The 23617-nt window shown below is 36.6% G+C and carries 21 protein-coding genes; 3 read left to right on the top strand and 18 right to left on the bottom strand.

Annotation, left to right across the window (positions count from 1 at the left end; translation table 11 throughout):
- Positions 1-4 precede the first annotated feature (4 nt).
- The 7 genes from glpF to HRG09_RS14975 all read right to left on the bottom strand — a co-directional run bounded on the left by glpF (position 5) and on the right by HRG09_RS14975 (position 8934).
- Positions 5-826, bottom strand: coding sequence for a glycerol uptake facilitator protein GlpF (glpF, locus tag HRG09_RS14945; RefSeq protein WP_174101542.1), 822 nt, complete (start codon positions 824-826; stop codon positions 5-7).
- Positions 827-1226: 400 nt separating this feature from the next.
- Positions 1227-1784 carry a glycerol-3-phosphate responsive antiterminator gene (locus HRG09_RS14950; protein ID WP_174101543.1) on the bottom strand — a complete coding sequence of 186 codons (558 nt, stop codon included), beginning with the start codon at positions 1782-1784 and terminating at the stop codon, positions 1227-1229.
- A 213-nt stretch (positions 1785-1997) separates the two neighbouring features.
- Complete coding sequence (locus HRG09_RS14955) at positions 1998-2447, bottom strand: helix-turn-helix domain-containing protein (RefSeq protein ID WP_174101544.1); 450 nt, start codon at positions 2445-2447, stop codon at positions 1998-2000.
- A 250-nt stretch (positions 2448-2697) separates the two neighbouring features.
- Positions 2698-2898 (bottom strand): sporulation YhaL family protein, encoded by a 201-nt coding sequence (locus HRG09_RS14960; protein ID WP_003195714.1) that lies wholly within the window; start codon positions 2896-2898, stop codon positions 2698-2700.
- Between the two features lie 259 nt (positions 2899-3157).
- Complete coding sequence (locus HRG09_RS14965; RefSeq protein WP_174101545.1) at positions 3158-4831, bottom strand: M4 family metallopeptidase; 1674 nt, start codon at positions 4829-4831, stop codon at positions 3158-3160.
- A 506-nt stretch (positions 4832-5337) separates the two neighbouring features.
- A complete protein-coding gene (locus HRG09_RS14970) occupies positions 5338-7725 on the bottom strand; it encodes an immune inhibitor A domain-containing protein (RefSeq protein WP_174101546.1) in 2388 nt (795 codons plus the stop codon).
- A 333-nt stretch (positions 7726-8058) separates the two neighbouring features.
- Positions 8059-8934, bottom strand: a complete 876-nt coding sequence (locus tag HRG09_RS14975) for an alpha/beta fold hydrolase (RefSeq protein WP_174101547.1) — start codon at positions 8932-8934, stop codon at positions 8059-8061.
- A gap of 715 nt (positions 8935-9649) precedes the next feature.
- Between HRG09_RS14975 and HRG09_RS14980 the strand changes: the two genes are divergently transcribed.
- Positions 9650-9937, top strand: a complete 288-nt coding sequence (locus HRG09_RS14980; RefSeq protein ID WP_174101548.1) for a hypothetical protein — start codon at positions 9650-9652, stop codon at positions 9935-9937.
- A gap of 169 nt (positions 9938-10106) precedes the next feature.
- Here the strand turns inward: HRG09_RS14980 and HRG09_RS14985 are convergent, their stop codons facing one another.
- The 5 genes from HRG09_RS14985 to HRG09_RS15005 form a co-directional block, all read right to left on the bottom strand.
- Complete coding sequence (locus HRG09_RS14985; RefSeq protein WP_254610091.1) at positions 10107-10253, bottom strand: Phr family secreted Rap phosphatase inhibitor; 147 nt, start codon at positions 10251-10253, stop codon at positions 10107-10109.
- A complete protein-coding gene (locus HRG09_RS14990) occupies positions 10253-11347 on the bottom strand; it encodes a Rap family tetratricopeptide repeat protein (RefSeq protein ID WP_174101549.1) in 1095 nt (364 codons plus the stop codon). Before HRG09_RS14990 ends, HRG09_RS14985 begins: the two co-directional genes overlap by 1 nt.
- A 239-nt stretch (positions 11348-11586) precedes the next feature.
- Entirely contained in the window at positions 11587-12531 is a 945-nt protein-coding gene (gene yhaM, locus HRG09_RS14995) for a 3'-5' exoribonuclease YhaM (protein ID WP_174101550.1), read from the bottom strand.
- Positions 12532-12572: 41 nt separating this feature from the next.
- The gene (locus HRG09_RS15000; RefSeq protein ID WP_174101551.1) at positions 12573-15485 is read right to left on the bottom strand and encodes an ATP-binding protein; all 2913 of its coding nucleotides are present in this window, start codon (positions 15483-15485) and stop codon (positions 12573-12575) included.
- Positions 15482-16723 (bottom strand): metallophosphoesterase family protein, encoded by a 1242-nt coding sequence (locus HRG09_RS15005; protein ID WP_174101552.1) that lies wholly within the window; start codon positions 16721-16723, stop codon positions 15482-15484. The genes HRG09_RS15000 and HRG09_RS15005 overlap by 4 nt, the downstream gene beginning before the upstream one ends.
- A gap of 139 nt (positions 16724-16862) precedes the next feature.
- Between HRG09_RS15005 and HRG09_RS15010 the strand changes: the two genes are divergently transcribed.
- The gene (locus HRG09_RS15010; RefSeq protein WP_174101553.1) at positions 16863-17048 is read left to right on the top strand and encodes a YhzD family protein; all 186 of its coding nucleotides are present in this window, start codon (positions 16863-16865) and stop codon (positions 17046-17048) included.
- 26 nt (positions 17049-17074) lie between these two features.
- Here the strand turns inward: HRG09_RS15010 and HRG09_RS15015 are convergent, their stop codons facing one another.
- Positions 17075-17434 carry a hypothetical protein gene (locus tag HRG09_RS15015; protein ID WP_174101554.1) on the bottom strand — a complete coding sequence of 120 codons (360 nt, stop codon included), beginning with the start codon at positions 17432-17434 and terminating at the stop codon, positions 17075-17077.
- A 153-nt stretch (positions 17435-17587) separates the two neighbouring features.
- Between HRG09_RS15015 and HRG09_RS15020 the strand changes: the two genes are divergently transcribed.
- Complete coding sequence (locus HRG09_RS15020) at positions 17588-17728, top strand: YflJ family protein (protein WP_174101555.1); 141 nt, start codon at positions 17588-17590, stop codon at positions 17726-17728.
- Between the two features lie 233 nt (positions 17729-17961).
- Here the strand turns inward: HRG09_RS15020 and HRG09_RS15025 are convergent, their stop codons facing one another.
- The 5 genes from HRG09_RS15025 to HRG09_RS15045 all read right to left on the bottom strand — a co-directional run bounded on the left by HRG09_RS15025 (position 17962) and on the right by HRG09_RS15045 (position 23021).
- Positions 17962-18270, bottom strand: a complete 309-nt coding sequence (locus HRG09_RS15025) for an Ig-like domain-containing protein (protein ID WP_174101556.1) — start codon at positions 18268-18270, stop codon at positions 17962-17964.
- A gap of 253 nt (positions 18271-18523) precedes the next feature.
- The gene (locus HRG09_RS15030) at positions 18524-18964 is read right to left on the bottom strand and encodes a hypothetical protein (protein WP_174101557.1); all 441 of its coding nucleotides are present in this window, start codon (positions 18962-18964) and stop codon (positions 18524-18526) included.
- A gap of 213 nt (positions 18965-19177) precedes the next feature.
- Positions 19178-19822, bottom strand: a complete 645-nt coding sequence (locus HRG09_RS15035; protein WP_174101558.1) for a response regulator — start codon at positions 19820-19822, stop codon at positions 19178-19180.
- Positions 19812-21029, bottom strand: a complete 1218-nt coding sequence (locus HRG09_RS15040; protein ID WP_174101559.1) for a sensor histidine kinase — start codon at positions 21027-21029, stop codon at positions 19812-19814. The genes HRG09_RS15035 and HRG09_RS15040 overlap by 11 nt, the downstream gene beginning before the upstream one ends.
- Before the next feature lie 561 nt (positions 21030-21590).
- Positions 21591-23021, bottom strand: coding sequence for an MDR family MFS transporter (locus HRG09_RS15045; protein ID WP_174101560.1), 1431 nt, complete (start codon positions 23019-23021; stop codon positions 21591-21593).
- Positions 23022-23617: the final 596 nt, after the last annotated feature.

A 23617-nucleotide genomic window follows, 5' to 3' on the forward strand; every position in this document is an offset into this window, starting at 1 on the left:
CCCCTTATGCTACTTTTCTACTATTTGTATTACTTCCGCTCTTTTTGCTTGTCATATAAGAGATTGCTAGTACAATCACAGTTGCAATTATCACATAAATAAGTGCTGCATTTTGTTTTCCGTCAAATACAACTTGATGGAATAAACCTGCAAGTGATCCACCTAAAATCGGTCCTACTACCGGAATCCATGCATACTTCCAGTTTGATCCGCCTTTACCCGGAATCGGTAGGAAGAAGTGTGCAATACGAGGCCCTAAATCACGAGCTGGGTTAATTGCATACCCTGTTGTTCCACCTAATGATAAACCAATACTTACGATTAAGAAACCGACAACGAATGGATTTAAACCATCCGCGAATTTATTTGCACCAATCGCTAATATACCAAATACTAAAACGAATGTTCCAATCATTTCACTTAAAAGGTTTGCAAATGTGTTCGGAATTGCTGGTCCTGTTGCAAAAACACCTAACTTCGTACCTGGGTCTTCTGTTTCTTTCCAATGCGGTAAGTAATGTAAATATACGATAATTGCACCGATGATTGCCCCAATCATTTGCGCTACAATGTAACCTGGTACATCATTCCATGGGAACGCTCCCTTAAATGCGAGTCCTATAGTTAAAGCTGGATTTAAATGTGCTCCGCTAATTGATCCAACTGCATACGCTGCAACCGCAACTGCTAAGCCCCATCCTAGCGTAATAACAATCCAACCAGAATCTTTAGCAAATGACTTCTTTAAACTTACACCAGCACAAACGCCGCCACCAAGAACGATTAACAACGCAGTCCCTATTAACTCCCCTAAAAATGCTGACATAAAATCCCTCCATAATCAATTTAAACGTGTGTAATGTGATAGAGAGAAAATGAATGGCCATTCGTTTTTTTCGAAAGAAAAAGACCCACAGCTAACACGTTTCTATATAACAATATAGAAACAATGAAATGTGGATCTCTTCTTTTCTCCGTCACGTTTATTAACTTATCTATAATGTTAACCCTAAATGAAAGCGGTGTCAATAAAATTTTTTCACATTTTCGACACTTTTTACATCCATTTTATTTTCTCAACATACAAGCCCGTGCTATGAAGACAAAAGCGGCCTTCCACTCATTTTCTCCCTCTGTTTTCACACGGCTTGGAGCGAAAATAGGCACTGACCGCTTCTATGCATTGGTGGATCCTCTCTCACCTACAAGAAAGCTTTTCCTTTTTCCTATTTCTTGTAATGTTTCCATAGTTCTTTTTTCGACGTTGTAATCGCTGTCGCACCAGCAGCTAACGCTCTTTCCACATCATCCACCGTACGAATAAATCCGCCTGCTAAAATCGGCACACCCGTCCGTTCTTTCACTTCCGCGATCACACCTGTTAAAGCGCCTGGAAGCACCTCAATATAATCTGGTTTCGTTTTCTCTAAAAGATTGCAACTTTTCTCCATCGCACTCGAATCAATTAAAAAGATACGTTGAATCGCAACAACACCCTTTTGCTTCGCCTTCATAATGACACTTGCCTTTGTCGACAATAATCCATATGGCTTATATTCTTGGCATAAAAACTCTGTCGCATGACCATCACTTTGCAAGCCATGAATTAAATCAACATGTAAAAATACCTTTTTACCATGCTGCTTTGCAAGTGCCACGACACTCTTCAATTGTCCGATATGAATATCTAAAATAACCATATACTCATAAGAGCTATGTAGTAACTTTTCTAAATCCTTAATCTGCCGAACAGCTGGCAAAATCTTTTGTTCATGAAATTCCATTCAAAAAGTCCCCTTCTTTACGTCATCATACCTTTTATAGTACACAATTTAGGCGAAAAGAAAAGCTAGTAGGAGAAATTTTCAGCTCTCTTTCTTGTCGCGCGGCGTCGAATGGTCGATATCCTATGTCGAATCGCCGATATATGACGAAAAACGGTCGATATATTTGAAAAATCGCCGATAAAAAACCGCCCCCAATTCAGAGGCAGCTTTTTATTGATATGTATTTTTCAACTTATCCGACCCTGTGCCGCCTATAACCATAAGTAGTAACGGCGCAAAATTCATGACATACGGTACCCCTGCTAAAATTGTTATATTTGCTCCTGCAAACTTATTTAACAGTAGTACACTGATTTTTAATAGCAACAAAAATAGCCCTAACATAAATACACTATCAAAAAACACCTTCCATTTTGGATGCGCTAATTGTTTACTATCTTGAATCACCTTCTGCTTCAATTCCTCATCACTCCTCAACAACTCATCAATTGTAATATCAAATAGATCACTCAAATGAATGATGATTTCGATACTTGGATAGTTCTTTCCAGTCTCCCATTTCGAAACAGACTGACGACTTACATGAATTTTTTCAGCCAAATCATTTTGTGACCAATTTCTTTTCTCTCTTTCTTCTTTTAAACGTTCGCTAAAAATCATAACGAGTTCATCACCTCTCTCTATGCCCTAGTATGAGTAAATGAATGATGAATAGTAAAGATAGTTGTAGTTGCATAAACTGCGCAACTTATGCGTTACACCGTATAATAAGCGCTATTTCGTACCATATATCATGTCGTTTTGAAACACAACGTATACTTTCCTTTTATACAAACATTCCACAATCAATATTTCCTGTAGAATAAAAAAGAAGAGAAATAAATACATTTCTCTTCTCAAAAGGTTTCTATTAAAGCAACACAGAATCCTTATCACTTTCTTGATTCCGTCTCTCGCGCTCTTCTTCCAAACGCTTCATATATACTTCCCCTTCTTTTTCAATAAACTCATTATCCATATCTTGCTCTTTTTTAGAAGTATATAAAACCATGTAGCCACTTACGACAATCCCAATAATAACAAGATAAATCCACCATGGTAAAGTTTCCACTTGATTCCCTTCCTTTCCTAAGACAAGCCTTGTTAGTTTCACTGTATGAGAGGAAGGACAAGATTATGACTTTTTTCCATACCAATCACGCACCCTTTTTAGAGTAATAGTGTCAGTATGTCCAAGATTGATAGATTCATTGCAATTGTCCTGAAGTTTTTGCACCAGAACCCTTTCTTTAATGATAGTGAAAAAAGGACACCCTCGCCAGATACTCCTAGCAAGCGTGTCCGTTTACATTTTTCTATCAATGAAACTATTATTTTACTCCTACGTCATTCCAAGCTTTTTGCACAGCTTGATATGTCGCGCTATTAACGCCATCGTAATCAGCAACAGATTGTAATAAAGCAGCACGTGCCTTGCTGAAATCACTTGTTGGTGTAAGGTACGTTGTTAAAGCACGGTAGTAGATTTTTTCTGCTTTTTCCTTACCAATAGCATTGATTGTTAAATAAGCAGCTTTATTTGGAATACCGCTATTGATATGTACGCCACCATTGTCTCCTTCTTCTGTTGGTGGTAAATATTGATAGTCATTCATATGAGCAGGTTGTCCATACTTTTCAGGATTTGATAAGCTGCGAAGTGCATCTCCTGCAACTTTTGGCGTAGTTACAGCTTCTCCTAAATCCCAGTTGGCTGGATCAACGAAATATCCAAATACATCAGAAAAAGATTCATTTAGTGCCCCGGATTGATTTAGGTATTCAAGCTCAGCTGACTTTTCAGTTACCGCATGTGTTAGTTCGTGTGCAACAACATCAAGCGAACCTGACAGCGGTGCGAATTCAACACCATCGCCATCACCATAAATCATTTGTTGTCCATTCCAGAATGCATTGTTGTAGTTAGTTCCGAAATTGATTCCAGAACGAATTGTTGCACCTTTTCCGTCAAAACTATTGCGGTTATGAACATTTTTATAATAATCATATACTTTTCCTGCATTAAAATGAGCATCAACTGCAGGAGCTTGGCTCTTATCTATCCAAGCATTATCTTTATCGAATAGATAGTAATTATCTGGATTTTGCCAATCAGTGCCATGATTAGTTGTAGTTGTCTCAATAAAGCCACCATTCATCGGCTTTGTTGTGTCTTTTAAATAGTATTTTCCATATTGACTACTGTAAGTTGTATTCAGGTTTTTTCGATCCCCAAATACGCCGTTTCCATAGCCTTTTTGCGGAGTATCTGCATCTGTAACTGCATTATATGAATTTACAATTGTTCCATCTTCTGCGTTTACATAGATTTGCCAGTTTGCTCCATAAGGTTTAATGAATTGTAATTGTACTTTATAAGCTAAGTAATAATTCCCGTCTTTTTCATAAACAACTAAATCTGCTTTTTCATTTGTAGATGTTGCTTTTTCTTTTATTTGTTCTAACGGAGTCCCATTTGTTTCTACAAGTGTATCTTTTTTTGCTAGATTAATATGTTTCCATGCATTTGAAATGGCAGTTTCATTTGAAATCTTTGCCTTTGTATTTCCTTTCAAACGGTCAGCGGCAGCGGAATGTACGTCTCCGTTTACCGTTGTTACTTTGCCATCACGATTTGTATGAACAATGAAACGTGCACCATCAACTGGAACTTTATTAATAGATTGAATGTACACATAATGTTTCATTCCTAAATCATCTGACTTTACTTCTTTTAGTGTTAAGTCCGTTTGTGGGTTGATTTTAAATAACTCTTTATTTTCTTCAAGGAACAACTTTACTGCTTTTTCTGAATCCACTTTTTTATCAGATAATTCTCCCGAAAGGAAGGATGGATTTCCTTGCTCATCATTCCACTGTTTTTGAACGACTTCCATTTTGCCCAAAGCTTCTTGCTGCGATACTTGTTCTTCTGCAAAGGCACTTGAAAATGGAGCACCTAAAACCATCCCTGTTGCTAGTAATGTAACGACGGATTTCTTCATTTCTATTTCTCCTCTCAATACTACAAATAATAAAGATGCATCTTGTTAAGGAGTATACAAATAAAACAGTATCTTGTGGTTATTTATGCAAAATTACATATATTAAATTTTAAATTTTCAAATTTTTTGTATTTTCGGTAATTCTTTGTTATAGAAACATCATTTTTCACAACGATTTATGGATAGAGGAATTTAGGGGGTAAAAGGTAGCATGACTTGAGGGTTTTTATGTCGGTTTTTCAATTTGCATTTATATAGTAACATGCGCCCATATCTTAATATTTTGATAGTTTATATATTTTTTTACTATAGTCTCTTTCACTTTAAAAGAATAGGCAATTCTCTAGCAATATCATTTCTCGTTTTTATTGAAAATGAACTTTATATTTTCCTATCCAATGAACTAGTTCCTAAACTAAACTGCCCCGTTTCTACAATAAAAAGAGAGCTGTCCATAAGTCGATTTCACCGACTTATGGGACAACTCCCCTTAGTTTCAACTTATTCTATCGATGAATCCAAACTGCTCCTGCAGAATTATCTTCAGCTTGACCTACTACCTCAAACTTCAATCCTAGTTTTGGTAACTTACGTCCTGCATCTGGGATGATGTCGTTGATATACTGCTTAGAATCATCAAATTTCGCAACCCCTGGTAATCCTTTATAATCAAAGATTCCGCGAGTTGGTGAATCTACTTTCCATGCTGGCGTTTGATCAAATGAGAATGCTGCATCCGCAATTTGATAACGCGTACTGCTCTTCACAGTCGGCTTTCCGTTTAATGTCCCTACAATTGCCTCTGGATGAGAATCTACTACTCCTAAGAATCCTTCACCTGGATGAACGCCTACCCAGTTATCTGTAAAGCTTTGATCCGCATACCATACAACCATTCCTGTATTAAATACTGGACCACGCGCATGTTTTAATGCTGTGTCAGAACCAGCATAATTTCTCCACTCTAAATAGTAATTATGTTTTTTCTGTTCAAATCCGTTAGATACAGTAAATCCTTTTAATGTCATTGCTGACTGTCCTTCTGCATCATCAGAGAACACAACTTTACCATCTACAGTTAATGCTGCATTATCTAACGCAAATCCTTTGTAAGACACTGCAATATCTGTTACATACTCAAATTGTAATTTTACTTTCTTTCCTTTAAATTGGCTTAAATCGTATGACTTATCAACCCACTTACCATCAGTTGTATCCATACCGCCTTTTACATCTTTTTCACCAATTCTATCAATACGCACTTTTGTTCCATCTTCTGTAATTGCATTTACTTCAAGGAAATCATACTTCGCTTCAAGCTCATAGAATGCCTTGTAATCAAACTTAGCATTTGCCGCATTTGTTAAATCAAATACTGGTGTTTCAAGTGATGTATGCATGTCGTTCCCTTTTGTACTGTAATAAAACTGCTTACCGAATGCTGCTTCGATATTTTTAATATTTTTGTCAGGTAAGTTCACGCGAACGATTCCTGGTCGTTTAGATTTCGTAACACTTTGGTCGATGTATGTTGCTGCACCAATACCACCGCGAAGCTTATCATAATCTACTTCTAAAATGTTCGCCCAGTTTCCGTTCATATTCTTTTGGAAAAACTCTTTATTTTGTGGTGAGAAACTCGTTGGCTCTGTTCCTGCAATTTTTCCAGACCAGCTACCGCCACTCATAAGAGACCAAGATTCAACAGGTTCACCGTTCCCTGTATACTTTGTGTCATATTCATCTGGTAAACCTAAATCATGACCGTACTCATGTGCAAACACACCAACCGCTCCATCTTCAGGCTCAATTGTATAGTCGTATGCCGCCATCTTTCCGCCCCAGTTTGAAACAGAAGATTTTGTACCATCAATTGCATATGGTTTTGATCCAAGTTTTGAACGATGAGACCAAATCGCATCATCTTTCAACTTACCGCCACCAGCTTCTTGTCCTACACCCGCATGAACAACCATTAAATGATCAATAATGCCGTCTGGCTCGTTTTTATTTCCATTTTCGTTGTAATCGTATTGATCAAATTGGTCAAAATCAGCTAAGTTAATCCCTTTTGCTACTGCAGCTTTTAATGCTTCTTTCACAAAATCACGTGGTCCTAAAGGCCCTTTATTATCATGACCAGTACCAGCATCCGAACCGTAATCCGAAGCTTTTCCTGGAACAGTTAACCATTCCGTTACAGTTCCATCAACTGTATAGCTACCGCCTGATTGCTCTTCGTAATATTGCTTAAATGTATTAATTTTTGATCCATCAAATAACGTAAATGGCTCATCGCCAAACAACATCTTTTGATAATGCTCACGATTAAAGTCCTTAGAATACATATATCCTGGTTCTTGATCAATATTGTTATGTTTGAAATCGCTAAATTCTACAAGTAAAACAAGCACTTTATCTGTGCGAACTGCACCGTTATATTCTGTTTGTTTCGCTGGTGTAGTCGGAACTTTTCCATTTAATTTCCTAGTATTCACTCCCGCATCTTGACCAGCTACTGGACCTACTGCTGGCTGCTGCGCTTTTTCATTCTCCTGCATCTTCGCATCTTTTACTTTTTTCATAAAATCAGAAGCTTCTTGCGTAAGGCTATCCCCTGTTATTACTTCTTTCCCAGGGTTTTCCCCTTTCTTTTTCTCAACATACTTCTCTACAGCCTTTGACGTCTCAGCTTGCGATGCTGATTGATCAATGACTCCGCGCTCTTTCAACGCTTTCGCCAAACGTTCCTCCGGTATTAAATGCTCGTCAATCGGCAACGATGCTGATGGCGTTTCCGCATATGCAGATTGTCCCCCAAATGCAAACGTACTACTTAACACTGCCGCTGTTGCTAATACTGATAAAGGCTTTAACTTCTTATTCTTTTTCAATCCATTCCCTCCCTATGTCCTGCGAATTATCATTTTTTGTCGATATTTAAATAATATTGTTCGGTTATTCAATTTTCAATATATTTTAAAAATTAAGACATATAAAAAGTTGAGAAATATTTTTCTGATAATTACACATACAAAAAAAAGGCTCTGCTTGCTTAAGCAGAACCTTTTTCAGGTTGTGGAGAACTTGGTAAAAGAAATTTCATCAGCGATTTTTCAAATATATCCTCACCAAATATCGGCGCAAATTGAAATATATCGACCATTCGGCAAATAACGACACAAATAAAAATCTGTTACCTTTCCCTTTTCATAATGAAACATCGGTTAATGATTCGCATGTTGTTCGAAAAAAGCTTGGACATATTTCATAAACTCTTCCGGCTCTTGACGAAATGGCGCATGATATCCTTTTTCGATTATATGGAATGTACTATTTTTGAATAATTGGTGATAGGTCTCACCATTTTTCCACGGAACACTTTTATCATTTCTCCCCCAAATAATTAACGTCGGCACCTGAATCGCATCTGCATCCATCACAATACGGCGCTCTCTCATTTTCGTCAGTTCACGATAATGTTCTTTATCATCTCTGCTATTTTTCACTTCATTTTTATCATAATCCGTAATAGTAGATACCGTATTTATATCAGCTGACAACTTTGGCTTTTGAATATCTCCTTTTTGCTGGAAAGATTCGATTCCTGTCGAGTCCGCTAAAATGAGATGCGTAATCGCCTCAGGATATAGATAAGTTAAATTAAGAGAAATCTCTCCCCCCATCGAATGACCGAGCAGCGCAAACTGGTCATAGCCTAGTTTTTTCATTAACTTATAATATAAATTTGCTTGCACTGGGAAGGAATACTGAAAATCCACCGGCTTCGAAGAACGTCCGAACCCTAAAATATCAACCGCAATAATCGTATGCTCTTTCGCGAGTTCCGGATAAATATCACGAAATCCATCCGAAGAACCTCCAAAGCCATGAAGCATAAGCAGCGGCGGTTTTCCTTCACCAATCTGTTTAAAATAGATCGTTTGCCCATCGATTTCTGCCATTTTTTCTTTTGTGTGTAGTTTCGTAACAAAAACATCTTTCACTTCTTCCACTTTCGCTGTCGGCTTCTCAACGATATTGCAAACGACCAGCACAACAAGCGCAAGGCAACTAATTATGTAGAACTTTAATCGTTTCAAATAAAATATCTCCTTTCTGCCATTGTAACTATGGACACATATACTTAAAATTAGTTTTCACTTTTTACACATATTTTATAGCTACTACAGTTGTAATCAAACAAGTTACAACGATAACAAAAAAATATGTTTTCTGTCTATATAAGAATACATTAGATTACTTTCATACTATTCAACCATCTGTAATCATTATAGTTACAAACAAAAAGTAAGTCAATTCTTTTCTACGAAATTTATATTCCTTGTACTCTACTAAAAGATTGAGATGATTTATCAAACACCGTGTAGTAGTCTTATAAAAATATGATCAAATCCCCATGTGAAATACTGTAAAAATAAGTGTGAAGATAATTTCAAGTGTGGCCTAAATACCTTTATTAGTAGTGCTAGAACAAATACATAAAGATTGACCTCTTAATCAGTTGGAATAACACGTTCAGATAAAGTGAAACTTTAATCAGTGGGGGTTTTCCTCATCCCCCACTGATTATTAGTTGAACCAATCGGGCCTCTACGGGCAGTTTATCTCCCACCTAACTTCTTTGCTTGCACCGAATTTTGAGGTGGGAGTATTACTGCCGGTTAGTGCGGGATAAGTGTCGATCTTACGCTCAAAGAAGGAATTTACGATATAAAAATTATAAATTTTCACAATAAATAAGTAATATGAAATAATAATGGATTACATAAAATTTACAGATAAGCAGGTGTCCATATGAAACTATACTTTAAAGATATTGAATTAGGTGATATTACCGAAGTATCCGCAGATACACCGTGGATGCATGGAACGATTCACTTAAATGAAAATAGTCAGCCATTTCATGAATATTTTCGCGGGATGGTTGATGAGGAAATTGAATTTGATTTTGAAGTCGCAGATCCAGAATTTTTAGCGGAAAGTAATTGGTTTATTTTTGATGAAAATGAATGTAAATACTTAGAAATCGATATACCGGCCATTTACATAGAAGATACAACAATCGCATGGCGCTGGAGGTAAAGAGCGCAAAATAAAAGAAGAACGCCTATTAGTGAGGGTAAACGTTCTTCTGTTTTTTGCTGTAAATTTACTTATAGTTCTTTTGGTGCTGGTAAATCCGCTTAACTATCTGCTTTTACAATTCCACCTGTATTCCCATCTGCATTAGAAGGTGCTCCGCCGCCGTCTCCTATATTGTAAGCTGGTGCGAAACCAGGTTTGCTGGTGCTGGTAAATCCGCCTCTCCTGCTTGTTGTGATGCGATAAAAGAATTTAACCCTAAAGAAACAATCCCTGTAAAAGCTAATCCTACTACTGCTAATTTAATTTTTCTCATTATTTTAACGCTCCTTTTTCTAATATTCTTTCATTCATCTCATGACTCATATAAAAGTACGCACTTGCCTTCTGATATAATTCATCATGATGAAATTGAATTGCTAGCTTTGCAGCATACTCTTGAATACATTCCCATAAACCTTCTTTCTCAAAGTACGATATCCCTTCTTGAAAGTCTTTTTCTAATTCTGAAGCAGAAACTTTTTGATTTAAAAGTTTTAACATTTTAAAACGGTGTTGATATTCAATGTTATTTACTTCCTCACAAATTTTTTCTCCCCTTGCAATAAGTTCTGCTGCAATCTTGTTTTCCCCTAATTTACTTCGCTCTCTGGCTTCTACAAAGATTGCTTTAAAATGATTAGGCATTTTTTGAGATACTTCCGCAACATAACGAATTGCTAAACTTGACATATTTTGTTTTGCATACATCAGGCCAAGGTTATATCTAATTCTTAAGGACAATCTCTCCTCATTTTGTTTATTTAAAATATTGATCGCAGATGTATAGCAAACTTCTGCTTGTTCATATTGCTTTAAATATAAATAAGATGAGGCCAAAGCATTATCACATAAAGCAATACCAATCTCATAACCTAGATGTTTAGAATATACCTCTTTTGCTTTTTCTGTATATTGTATACATTGCACAGCTTCTCCTACGTGATAATAAAACGATGCTAATCTATAATTAAACTCCGCTTGTTCTATCTCATCAGGAACATACTGCAATAGCTTTTGAGCCTTTTCATAGTATTCTCTTGCATCATTATAATTCGTTGTTAAGGTAGCATGTATCGCCTTAAAAAAGTGGTAATAATACGAAAGAACCCCATCAGACGGTGTGTTATACGATTCAATTTCATCAAAACTATTTTTTGTAATACTTAAACTATCGGTTAACACTTTATATCTAAAATCTAATAAGGCGTAATATAACAATAAATTTTGATCTTCTTCGATATTAACAACCTTCTCATCAATCTCTTCTTTCAATCGTGTCGCTTTCTCCACCTGCTGCTGCAACATCGACTGATACCAAGTATCTAATGAATGCTTAATCTGTTCTTTCGTTACTACATGTGCACTCATAACGATTCCTCCTTCTTATTTTTCGCTTAAAATACTCTGAATATTAATACAATTACACAAATTGTATATCAAACCCCTTCTTTACGTTAATTGAAAAACAATTATCAGAATATTTTCCGATTATCACACAATTTGAAAAACCCCAATAAAAGACGGTTTTATATCCCCCTTACTTTTGAAAATAAAGAAGGCAAGCGATCTCAGCTATACGCTAAAATCACTTGCCTCATAAGTGTTATTTAATTATGAAAAGAAGGCTTATAGAATGAACGATTATCAAGCGCAAAGACACGCTCTGTATATTCGCCTGGTTTCGTACGTCCAAGCGCGCGATCCATCATATTCATCTTTGCATCTAAATTGTCAATGTAATGCAGAATTTCTGCTTCTTTTACTAGTGGTGGCTTTGGACTACCCCATTCCGCTTTCCCGTGATGGGATAAGACGATGTGCTGAAGAATTAGTACTTCTTCTCCTTCAATTTTTAGTTCATCAGCTGCTTTTCCAATTTCGTTTACCATGATAGAGATGTGACCGAGTAGGTTTCCTTCTAGTGTATATGTTGTTGAAATTGGGCCAGATAGTTCAATTACTTTTCCAAGGTCATGTAAAATAACGCCTGCATACAGTAAGTCTTTATCTAAAGATGGATATAGCGTAGCAATTGCTTTCGCTAAATCAAGCATTGATACAACGTGATACGCAAGTCCTGATACGAACTCGTGATGATTTTTCGTTGCTGCTGGATAGTCTAAAAATTCATTTTGATGTTTATTCAACAAATGTCTTGTAAGACGCTGAATGTTCGGGTTTCTCATTTCAAATATGTACTGTGTAATCTTTTCGACCATGTCTTCTTTTTTCACTGGTGCTTTTTCAACAAAGTCTGAGATATCTGTTACTTCATTCGCATTTGCAACGCGGATTTGCTTCACACGAAGTTGAATGCGCCCTTTATAGTTTTGAATATCCCCAGCTACTTTCACAATCGTTTCTGCAACATATTGCTTCTCTACTTCAGGTGATACATCCCATAGCTTCGCTTCAATATCGCCGCTTTGGTCTTGTAAGATTACTGTTAAAAATGGCTTCCCATTACTCGCGATACCTTTTGTCGCCGTTTTAATTAGCAGGAAGATATCGACTTGTTCACCAACTTCATACTCTGCAATTTTCTTTTTCATTCTGATTCCTCCACCAACTTAAGTACTTTTAGTATAGCACACTACACCTTATTTTCTTTACGCTCACGTGATAATTTTATAATCTGTTTTTCTGTAAAGAATGATAATAGATGGGCATGACATGTAAAGAAAATCACTTGTCTATCCTTCGCAATTTCTTTTATTAACTGGATTGTTCGTTCTGTTCTTATCGCATCAAAATGCACAAAACTATCATCAATAACAAATGGGTAATCATGTTCAAACGTCCGCGCTAACGCAAATCTTAGTGATAAATAGAGTTGTTCCGCCGTCGCTTGGCTCAGTTCATGACTGTAAAAACGAATCCCATCACTCCGCTCAACAATAAACGGCTCTGCTTCAGATGGTGAAAATATTTTACTATACTTTTCGCCTGTTAAGTATACAAAATATTCCTCGGCCTTTTGTAAAATACGTGGCAGCTGTACTTCATGATAATATTGCTTCGTTTTTGTTAACACCGTTTTTGCCGTGGCATATGCAGCCCACTTCTTCACTTGTTCACGTACTTGTGATTTTTTCATTTCCCATTCATGTAATAAATCACCGTACGTACTGCCTTCTTCTAAATTCGCAATCTCTACACGGTACTCCGCAATGCGCTCCGTCAATTTCTTCTCTTCTGAAAGGAAGTCTCGTATATGAAGTACTTCTTGATTTAAGTTTTCTTCATACCCTTCCACTTGGTAGTGTTCCACTAATGATAAGCTTGTTAAACGCTTTTCTAGCATATCAATTTGAGGTGATAACCGCTCTACTTGCTTCTCTGCCTCTTCACGCTTTTCTACCCTCTTGCCAGCTTCTAAAAACCTTTCTTCATCAGTAGCTTCCGCCACCCTCCATAGTGCATCTCTTTCTAGTATGAGCTGATTTACTTGATGCTGCAGTACTTCTCGTTCTTCTCTCCAATCAGCAAGCTTTCCTAAAAGTTGTTCCTTCTTTTGCACTTTTTCTTTTTCCTTTTGAATACGATCACGAATCATATGCAGATGATCAAAATCTGTATTTTCCATAACGTTCTCTAGTTTATGTTCAAACTGCGAAATCATTTCATATAAAATTCCTTTTCGCTCCGCCAATTTTCCTACTTCGCGATATAACTGCTGCATTTTTTCAATACGTTCAAATGCCGGCAATATATGTGCATATGTATAAAAGCGCGGGAAAGAATAGCGTGCATGATATGTATCTATCTGCTCTCCCACATGAAACGTACCCTGTTCCCATTCTTCGTATGCAGAAACCACTTTATCATAGGCCCGTTCTATTTGTTGCAGCTTATAAGACTCGCGCTCAAATAATTTACGCATTTCTTCATCTTTTTCTAATTGATAACGAATAGATAGCGCCTCTTCATTTTGCCTTCCTCCTGCACTTTGCCTTAGCGAGAGCAGTTCCGCTTGTAAACCATCAGAAGCATTATCTTTATATAAAACAAGGGCAAGTACAATAAGAACAAAAACAATAACACTCGTAAATAACAATGCGCGGTTATCTAACAATACACTTGTCAGCAACATCACTGTATTAATAGCTAACAAAAAGAAACAAACTTTCTGCCAGCGCTTTTTCTTTTCCTGCGCACTTTTCATTCTTTCTTCATATTGACCACTAGTCCCAATAAAACTTGTACTTTGAAATGTCTTTTCCTTTTCCACAAGTTTCTGCCGCTCTTCATCCGCTAACATTTGCTTTCGAATGTGCCCGACATTCTCTTCTTGTTCTTCTAATTGCTGCTGAGCTACTTTAAAGCTCTCATCAAGCTGCTCTTTCTGCTTGTCTAATTCTCTCGCCTTTTGCACCGTTTGCGTTATCATTTCTTTTGCGGCAAGGCTTGTATCAAATGACAGTACACTTTCCTTTTCAAAAGTAGCACCAATTTGTTGCTCAAGTTCTTTTATCTCTTCTTTCATATTTCGGGTGCTTGCTGTAATATCACGCATTTCTTGGCGCGCATTTTCATATGACATATGCTGCATAAGAAGTTCTTCTACATAACTATCCTTTTGCAGAAGCTCTTCTTGTACTTCTATCCCCTCTAGTTCCGATTGCACCATTTCCATCCTTTTTTGGATTGAATCGAGTTGTACGCCGAGTGGCTCAAGCTTTGCTTTGATCGTTTCATAGCGCTCCACACCTCGAACAGGAAACGGATTTTTCTGCTCTTCTAGCGCTTTTTCATATGCACGCTTTTCAATGACAAGTGGTTGCAGCGTGGCCAATACTTCATAGTCTTGCTTACGCCTTACTGCCATCTCTTTTTCATTCCGAATGTAAGCAAGGCGCCCTTCACTTTCTTTTAACTGCCCCATCACCTTTTCATACGTACCAATCTTCCCTTGCCACGCCTGAAGCTTTTCCTGGAGCTTCTTTATTTCTTGCAGCATCGCATTAATCTCGGGCTTACGACCATTTGGCTTAAAACGCTGCTCCATTTCTTTTTCTAACTTTTTATCTAACTGCAGCAGCGCGTCACTTCCAACTGCACTCGCTGAAAATAAATAATTTCCGATTTCAGCTTCTCCAATATGATGAATATTTTGAAGACCATGCATATCAAACGAAAAGACCGAATCAAACAAACTTTCATTCATCCCGCTCAGCACAGTCTGCAGTACCTCTTCGCCATATGTTTTTCCATCTTCAAAATAAACCGTTACTTCCCCAGCAGCCGTTTTCGGAAGACGCTCGATTTTCACTCTTCCGTACTGCTCTATCATAACCGTCAATGCACCGCCATACTTCCCGCCTTCTTTCGGTTCATAACGCCGTTGTCCCCTCACTGGGAACCCGAATAGAATACTCTTCATAAACGAACGAATCGTTGATTTTCCCGCTTCATTTTCACCATGCAACACCGTCAGCAATGAAAGATCCATTTCCACATTTTCTAATTTTCCGTAGCCATAAATATGGAGTTTTTCAATTCTCATTTTTTATCCCTCTCTTGCTGGAATAATTGCTCTAATATAATATTTTCCGCTTCCTTTTGAATCTCTGCTTTCTCTTCTTCTGAAAAAGACTCAACCACATTACGTGCGACAGGAGATGTCCAAATTATTCTCAGCACTGCATCCATATTCGTAAAAGATTCTAGTTCTTGCAGTACATTACCGACAAAATGATTCTCCTCTTTTAGCCGCTCCGTTTCCGCAAATGAAATCGTCTCATTCTTCCACTTCATCACATACACGAAATCCCTGCGCTCTTCTCCCATTGCTAAAATATGAAAAATCTCTTCCACACGTTTTTCATCGCGCAAATAAGAAGCGAGTGGTCCTTGCCCAGTAAACACGGCTGTCAAAAGAGTTCCTTCCTCTTCCTTACGACACTCATTGAGCGCTTCCGTGCAAGCTGTCATAAGGTCATCAACTGTTTCTAGTTCATCAATAGAAATTTCTATTTCTCCCCAAACGACATCCGCCGTACGGAAGAAGGAACAATTCGTTCCCTGTTCCGATATCTCAACAAGATACGCCCCCTTTCCTCCCGTTTCCTTCCGGTGGCGTCCTTGTATATTACCTGGATAAATAATATACGGCTCCTCTGCTAAAATCTCGCGCTTATGTATATGGCCAAGAGCCCAGTAATCAAACCCTTTTTCTTTCAGTTCACGAATTTGAAACGGCGCATAACGACTATGTTCTGCATCGCCTTCTACACTCCCGTGAAGCATCCCAATATGAAAAGGCGCATCACTCATTTTTTCATACTGCGCTGTCATATTGTCTGTGACAGCTTGCTGGAGATAACTAAATCCATAAATTGATGCAAGCAGTTCCCCATCTTTATAAAATGACTTCGCTTCCACATATGACTCTGTAAACACATGAACATTCTCAGGAAACTCAATTGCCGCCCAGCTTCCGCCTAAATGATCGTGGTTACCATGAATGATATAAACTGGAATCTCATACTGCGAAAGACGCTTCATTTGCTCTCTCACAAACACTTGCGCCCTGAGACTTCGCGTTTCCGCATCATATAAATCTCCCGCAATCAACACAAAATCCACGCGCTCTTGAATTGCTTTATCAATAATACGCTCAAATGACTGAAACGTACTTTGCTTCATTCTTTCCCAAACAGATGACGGCACATTCATTTCCATTCCTTTAAACGGACTATCCAAATGTAAATCTGCCGCATGTATAAACTTCACTTGTTTCACAAATAAACGATCCTTTCCTTATCCGATAAAAGCTTCAATCTATTTTACCACGCAATGTCACATATTTCTTTGCATATTCTAGCGATTTATGACAAAATAGTTATAAGATTCTGATTTTAATCTTTGGAGGGGAATTTTCATGGGAGTATACGTTCTAACAGTCTTTGAAAAAGATGGTTCAAAAGTGCTAGACGAATCATTTGAGGTAGCGACAGAAGCAGAAGCGAAGTCAAAAGGCGAATCCATTTTGCGAGAAAAAGGATTGTATGAGAAAACACATCGCTGCACATCTTCAGCTGGTAAGCTTGTTTTATTCCAGCGCTAAAAAAAGAAGCGTCATCCGCTTCTTTTTCATACTATATCTTCATCACACCACGTAAATACCACATCTAGAATCCGGTTACCAACACGCACGCGTCTGTTCCACTGTCCAGTTTGAATTTGGCGCATTAGCTCATCTTTCATCTTTTCCGTCCAGTCGTGAATCGTTCCATTCCCGTTGTACGGATATACGCTAGGAAACTCTTCCTGCAGAAGACTCAGGCTTTCTGCATCCAAATGAAAATGGAAATAGTAGTTTGCCGTAAGCGATGGCTCTTGCAATTTTAAAAACGGATCGTCAATTTGCTTTCGATTTCGGTAGAAAGTAAATATATTCACCTTTCCGCTCGTAATTTGGTCAATTTGAATTTCGTGCTTCTCTATAATCACGTCGTGCCCACCTCGTTATATACTACCTTTAGTATATATGTCTTTTGCATCAAAGTTAACCATTTTCATACGAAATTCATTTCCTTCATCTATTTCCCGTACCTCCAAAAATCAGGACAAATAACTAAAACAAATTTGAAGGGGAGCGATTATATGTATTTCGGAAGCAAAGGTTGGTATGTAAAAGAACTAAAAAAATTAGGTATCCGTACTTATGAAGGTAGAAAATTAGAATCATATCGTACGCATATTTTGGCTAGTTTGCTTGAGAGAATGAAGAGAGAGTCGGCTTAATAAAGTGAAACTTTAATCAGTGGGGGTTTTCTTCATCCCCCACTGATTATCAGCCCTCACGAATCGGGCTTTTACGGACAGTTTGTCTCCCACCTAACTTCTTTGCTTTTGCCGAACTTTGAGGTGGGAGTCTTACTGTCCGTTAATGCGGGATAAATAGAAGGAAGCAACGTTTTTTGACGTTGCTTCCTTCTATTTACTTTTCTACGACGCAATAAGTAGAATTTTCGTAGTTAATGAACATGAATCGTTACGCTCTCTTGATAAGAACCATCGAATATCACCTGAGCTTTTATGATAGAATACTTTTTCAAATGATTACACGTACATATACAAAACTTCCCATATTTATCAACTCGGCCACTTCCAATAAGTACATCACCATTCATTAATACGATTGTTGAATACGGTTTCGCATGGCCTGTCACATATTTATCATCATGTGTCACAGAATCTATAATTATTTTTGCATCAACATAATCAACAGACTGAATATTCTTCTTTTCCGTTACATCTTCCAATCCTGGAAATTCTCGGTTCATATCAGCCTTTTGGGGTCTGAAACTCAAATTTTTCTGCCAACCAAACCTATACAATATGTCAATGAAACCATATGGAAGCATTTGCGCTAACTTCCCCTCCACTTCTTCAAACATATTTCATTCATTTAAACCATTGCATACAATCATATTCTACCGTGTCCCTACACGCCTTAAATTGATATAATGAAACGAATTTAAATCCATAAATTTTATTATTAAACAAGAAGGAAACAGCATTGATTTTTCTCATATATTACTGTTTGCTAGATACCTTATAGAACATATATATAATGCAGCTTTTTATTCCAGATGCAATAACAACGCTAAATAAAAGGAACCATGCCACATTCCCTAATGATGGAAGTCCTCCTTCAAATACATCCATAATAACCATCTGGCCGATTATTAAGAAGATCCAAGAGATTACATACTGTCTTCCACTTTTGATATATAAAATCCCATCATCATAATAGACTTCCATGACACTCCCTTGCCAAACGCCAATACCAAAAGCAAAGAGTGAAATAGCCAACAACTCAGCTTGTAAATCCCAGGTCATTGGATAAGGCATCGTGTATATTACAACCCCTGCAACAATTAGTAAAATGAAAATATCTATCCATTTTATTTTTCGAGGCTTAATTTGAATCCAAACAAAGAAAATGACTGTAGAAATCAAAAACAAAGTTATCATTTAATGATTCTATTTCCTTTCTCTATTAGAAGCTTCTGTATTTCTAATGAGATTGTATTGTTTCAATCTTTCTTGAAGCTCACTTGTGAATTTAACATTATCAAACATGTAACTTTTCGATACTTTCTGAGCATAGCATGAAGAAGAAATAAAAAAATCGTACAAAAGGGCAAGCCTTCCATGTACGATTGGGCATATATAATATTTCATGTTTTAAAGATGAATTAATTTCTTTTCAATAGATATAGCTACCGCTTCTGACCGTGAATTCACACCGAGTTTATTATAAATATTGGTTAAATACGCTTTTACTGTTCGTTCTGCTATTCCCATATCAAATGCAATTTCTTTGTTCTTATACCCGCGTGCGATCGCTTTTAGAACAAAAAGTTCTTTTTCTGTCAAATTAGGCTTTTCAAAAGGACTTGTATGTACCTGTTCCCTTTTATAATTAACGATTTTTTCCATAACATCTTGTTGTAGTAAAGTCTCGCCCCTAATAGCCGCTTCCAATGTCCGAAATAAATTGTCACGACCAGTATCTTTTAATAAGTATCCTTTTGCTCCTAATTCAATTCCCTTTATCATTAATTCATCTTCATTATAGGTCGTTAATATAATAATTGGAGTTTTATCCTGTTTTTTATTTAAATGTTCAATTGTATCTAAACCATTCATTTTAGGCATATTTAAATCCATTAAAATGACATCTGGTTTCTTTTCCTCTATCAAACAAAGAGCTTCTTCCCCATTTTCAGCCTCACCTATGATTTGAAATGAATCACTCGTTTCTATTATTAATTTTAGACCTTCTCTTACAACGAAATGATCATCAACAATTAATACATTATACTTCATGTCTATCTCCTTCTTTATTTATCGGTACTTGAATGTATACTTTCGTACCTTTCATCTTGTCACTTACTATTTGTAATTTCCCCTCAATCAAACGAACACGCTCATTTATACCAATTAAACCATAGTGCCCAGGAACCTTACCGATATACTCAGTGTCAAAACCAATTCCGTTATCTTCAATTTGGATCGTTAGTATCCTAAGGTCATCCATATAATCGACTTTTATATTTACATCTGTTGCTTGTGAATGTTTGGCGATATTCGTTAAGCATTCACTTATTAAATATAAACAGTGTTCCTTTACTAAGCTTGAAATATGAGGGAGACTTTGAATATGAAATCTTACATGTATAGATGTAGCCTCAGAAAAACGCTTTATTTCTTCCTCTACTGCTTTATGAAATGGATTAGTTGTATAGCGCAAATCATCTATAACCAACCTTGCATCATGTAAAGTTTTTCTCGCTCTTACCATCGTTTGTTGAATAATTTCTTGCGAACGCTCTGTATTCCCTCTTTGCATATGGGCATCTATTGCTTCCAATTGCATAATTAAGCTTGCTAAACCTTGGGCTAATGTATCATGTAAATCTCTTGCCATTCGCTGCCTCTCATTAGCTAATGTCAATTCTTCCACTCTCATATATGCAAATTCTAACTCTTGAATGTACCTCTGAATGCGATTACGCGCCTCAAATTGCTGCTTATTAATATAAGAAAAAGGAATAATAATAGCTAATATCAAAAGGAACATAGAAATAAGAATAGCTAATTTATTGCCACCATAATTGATACTACTGGCAACGCAAAATATTGCATACATAATCGTAAAAACTGCAATTACTTTAAATATTTTATTATACATATATAAGCTTTGCGCAATTAAAATAGGAGTTAACCCAACTAAAACCGCTATCGAAGCATGTGGCACCATAAATGCAGCGAAAAACACAATAAAAAGTTGTATGAAAAAAAAGTAAAACAACTGGCTATTCTTTAACAAACTAGCATACCAATGAAAAATAGTATGTATAACAATTACGATTGTAAAAAACAAGCTATCAATGGAAAAAATGTTGTTACGGAATTCTAAAAGCAGCGAAGCTATATATACGAGTGTTATCCATAAAACGATAAATCTCCTCGGGATAAACATCGCTTCTAATAAATTTGTATTCAAATCTATATTTGCATTTAATTTATTCATATTCGACCTCCACCATTAGATTATACTATATCCCGCCCCGTATCATTAATAGTGAAACCATTATCGTTATGTGTGGAGCTAATCGTCAACTTGCCCTCTATTAAGTTTTATATAATCATTTAAAATATATTTGGTCATTACATTTAGCCCGACTATAGCTGATTAAATAAACATCTTTTCCCTTTTCCAATTCTTCATCAGACATTTTATTCAATAAAAAAGAGCACCCTGTATCAGTGGATGCTCTTTTGGGAGTGGAGTTTCCCTAGTATAAGACTAAGCTAGCTTGCCCTACACTATAATATATGCTTGTCTTTTTCAAATGGTACCATCGTATATTAAACTAATCCTATATCACAAGGAGCACTCAACTATGTCTAATTTCAATGGAATTTGGCTTGTTTTAGGATTTTTATTATTTCTATTTGGTTTAATTATCCTAGCATTGTTCATTAACATATAACCCTACATATTATTTCTATCATAACAATAAAAAATGAGGATCTAATAATTCAACAATACATGATAAATTTATTAACTTATCGAATGAAAACCTTACTTTCAAGACTCTGTATCAGATTCTGGAGCCATTGCCTTTTTGATAAATAGCGCAATAACGAAAGCGATACAACATAAGAATAAAGCAAACCAGTAGGCGTGGTGCACGCCGATTGTCATGGCTTCATTCATTAACTGTTCTGTTATTGGAGCTGATTGTTTTTCGATATGGCTTTGCGTACTTTGGGTCATAATACTTACAAAGATAGAGACTCCAAGTGCTCCTGCAATTGGTTGCAAAGTATTTGCAATAGCTGTGCCGTGTGGATATAGATGCTTCGGTAATTCATTTAATCCATTTGTTTGAGCTGGCATCATAATTGCTGAAATAGATAGCATCAATATGATATATACCATTATGAAAGACCATATCGGTATGGAAGGCGTGATATTACTAAAGAATATCATGACCCCAACCAACATAATTGTACCAGGAATTATTAATTTTCTAGGACCATATTTATCAAATAAAGTACCCATTACTGGCGACATTAATCCGTTTAATAACGCACCTGGCAATAACAATAATCCCGCTACCTTCGCAGTGTATCCGAGAGGTCCTTGTAAATACATTGGCATTACAATTTCAGATGCAAACATCGCCATAATCACAATAACAAAAAGACTAACGCCTCTTGTGTAATTTTTGTATTTGAATACACGAACATCCAATAGTGGTTGCTCTAATTTCAACTGGCGTAGAACAAATAGGACTAAGCTAATGATGCTAATCATTATAATAGAAATGCTTGTTATTGATAAGAAACCTCTTGCATGTTCTCCAGCACTACTAAAACCATAAATCATTCCACCAATACCAATAGTTGAGAGAATAATCGATAGAATATCTATCTTAGGACGTGTAACCTCTCCGACATTTTGTAAATATTTTAACGCAAATACAATTGAAAATAACACGAAAGGTATAACAAATAAGAATAACCATCGCCAACCGAATAGATCAACAATTACCCCCGATATAGTAGGCCCCAGTGCAGGTGCAAACATGATAACCAAACCAAAGGTCCCCATAATTTTCCCACGCACTTCAGGAGGATAAAGTAAAAGCAAAGCATTCATAATAACAGGGATTAACACTCCTGTACCAATAGCTTGTACCATACGACCGATTAACAACATTGGAAAATTCACTGCACAAGCAGCAATCACTGTTCCAATTAAAAAAATAGTCATAACACCTATAAACAATTGTCTTGTAGTGAACCATTGAATTAATGATGCGGAAATTGGCATTAAAACACCCATAACAAGCATAAACCCAGTTGCCAGCCACTGGACAGTTGGAGCATCAACGTTGAATACAGTCATTAACTTAGTTAAAGCAATATTCAATAAGGTTTCGTTTAATATTACGAAAAATGCACCAATGATGAAAGTTATTAATATTACTCTAGAATTAATCTTCTTTTTCATAAAGTTCCTCCGATATTTCTACCATAAACAAATATAATGAGCAGTAATCATTATTTAAAATGCCTTCTGAAATAGTCTCATTTGCCACGGCTTGTTTATTTTGCAGATAATGTATCTTTCTAATTCCTTATAAAACGTAAAAATATTTTACATCATTCCTTATTTAATTTATCCCAACTCCTTCTCTTAGTTCTTCAAATAATTTGGGCAAGGCATAACCTTAATTATCAATCCATCACGTTCTCTGCACTTTTTATTTTTTTACCACCATACCGCTTCCCTTCAAATTAGAAAATCACAGGTAATCTGCCTGTGATTCAGAGTAAAGGGGAATAAACCCATCCTTATGCAATTAAAAGGAAGCCAAAATAGCCGTCACAAAATTAACCTGCTTTTACTGATTGAACTACCCACACCTACCTCCAAACGAGCTTGTGGCGGGGGATTTTCCTGTTTCTGCCAAGAAAAAAACAGTTCCTCTCGTTCAACAAAGAGGATACAACGATATAGAGTTCGGTAGTGTCTTTATGTGAGACAATCCATTCTATCTTCCAACGACAGGAAAACAAAACAGGTACAGCTACTTTTTCTTATAT

It is taken from the genome of Bacillus sp. Xin1, from assembly GCF_013314535.1.
GTDB lineage: Bacteria > Bacillota > Bacilli > Bacillales > Bacillaceae_G > Bacillus_A.

Coding starts and splice junctions, on each gene's coding strand:
- HRG09_RS15010 (WP_174101553.1), top strand. CDS start 16,863: ATGGGAGTATACGTTCTAACAGTCTTTGAAAAAGATGGTTCAAAAGTG.
- HRG09_RS15025 (WP_174101556.1), bottom strand. CDS start 18,270: ATGAACCGAGAATTTCCAGGATTGGAAGATGTAACGGAAAAGAAGAAT.
- HRG09_RS14980 (WP_174101548.1), top strand. CDS start 9,650: ATGAAACTATACTTTAAAGATATTGAATTAGGTGATATTACCGAAGTA.
- glpF (WP_174101542.1), bottom strand. CDS start 826: ATGTCAGCATTTTTAGGGGAGTTAATAGGGACTGCGTTGTTAATCGTT.
- HRG09_RS15035 (WP_174101558.1), bottom strand. CDS start 19,822: ATGAAGTATAATGTATTAATTGTTGATGATCATTTCGTTGTAAGAGAA.
- HRG09_RS15000 (WP_174101551.1), bottom strand. CDS start 15,485: ATGAGAATTGAAAAACTCCATATTTATGGCTACGGAAAATTAGAAAAT.
- HRG09_RS14985 (WP_254610091.1), bottom strand. CDS start 10,253: ATGAGAAAAATTAAATTAGCAGTAGTAGGATTAGCTTTTACAGGGATT.
- HRG09_RS14990 (WP_174101549.1), bottom strand. CDS start 11,347: ATGAGTGCACATGTAGTAACGAAAGAACAGATTAAGCATTCATTAGAT.
- HRG09_RS15030 (WP_174101557.1), bottom strand. CDS start 18,964: ATGATAACTTTGTTTTTGATTTCTACAGTCATTTTCTTTGTTTGGATT.
- HRG09_RS14955 (WP_174101544.1), bottom strand. CDS start 2,447: ATGATTTTTAGCGAACGTTTAAAAGAAGAAAGAGAGAAAAGAAATTGG.
- yhaM (WP_174101550.1), bottom strand. CDS start 12,531: ATGAAAAAGAAAATTGCAGAGTATGAAGTTGGTGAACAAGTCGATATC.
- HRG09_RS15020 (WP_174101555.1), top strand. CDS start 17,588: ATGTATTTCGGAAGCAAAGGTTGGTATGTAAAAGAACTAAAAAAATTA.
- HRG09_RS14965 (WP_174101545.1), bottom strand. CDS start 4,831: ATGAAGAAATCCGTCGTTACATTACTAGCAACAGGGATGGTTTTAGGT.
- HRG09_RS15040 (WP_174101559.1), bottom strand. CDS start 21,029: ATGAATAAATTAAATGCAAATATAGATTTGAATACAAATTTATTAGAA.
- HRG09_RS15045 (WP_174101560.1), bottom strand. CDS start 23,021: ATGAAAAAGAAGATTAATTCTAGAGTAATATTAATAACTTTCATCATT.
- HRG09_RS14950 (WP_174101543.1), bottom strand. CDS start 1,784: ATGGAATTTCATGAACAAAAGATTTTGCCAGCTGTTCGGCAGATTAAG.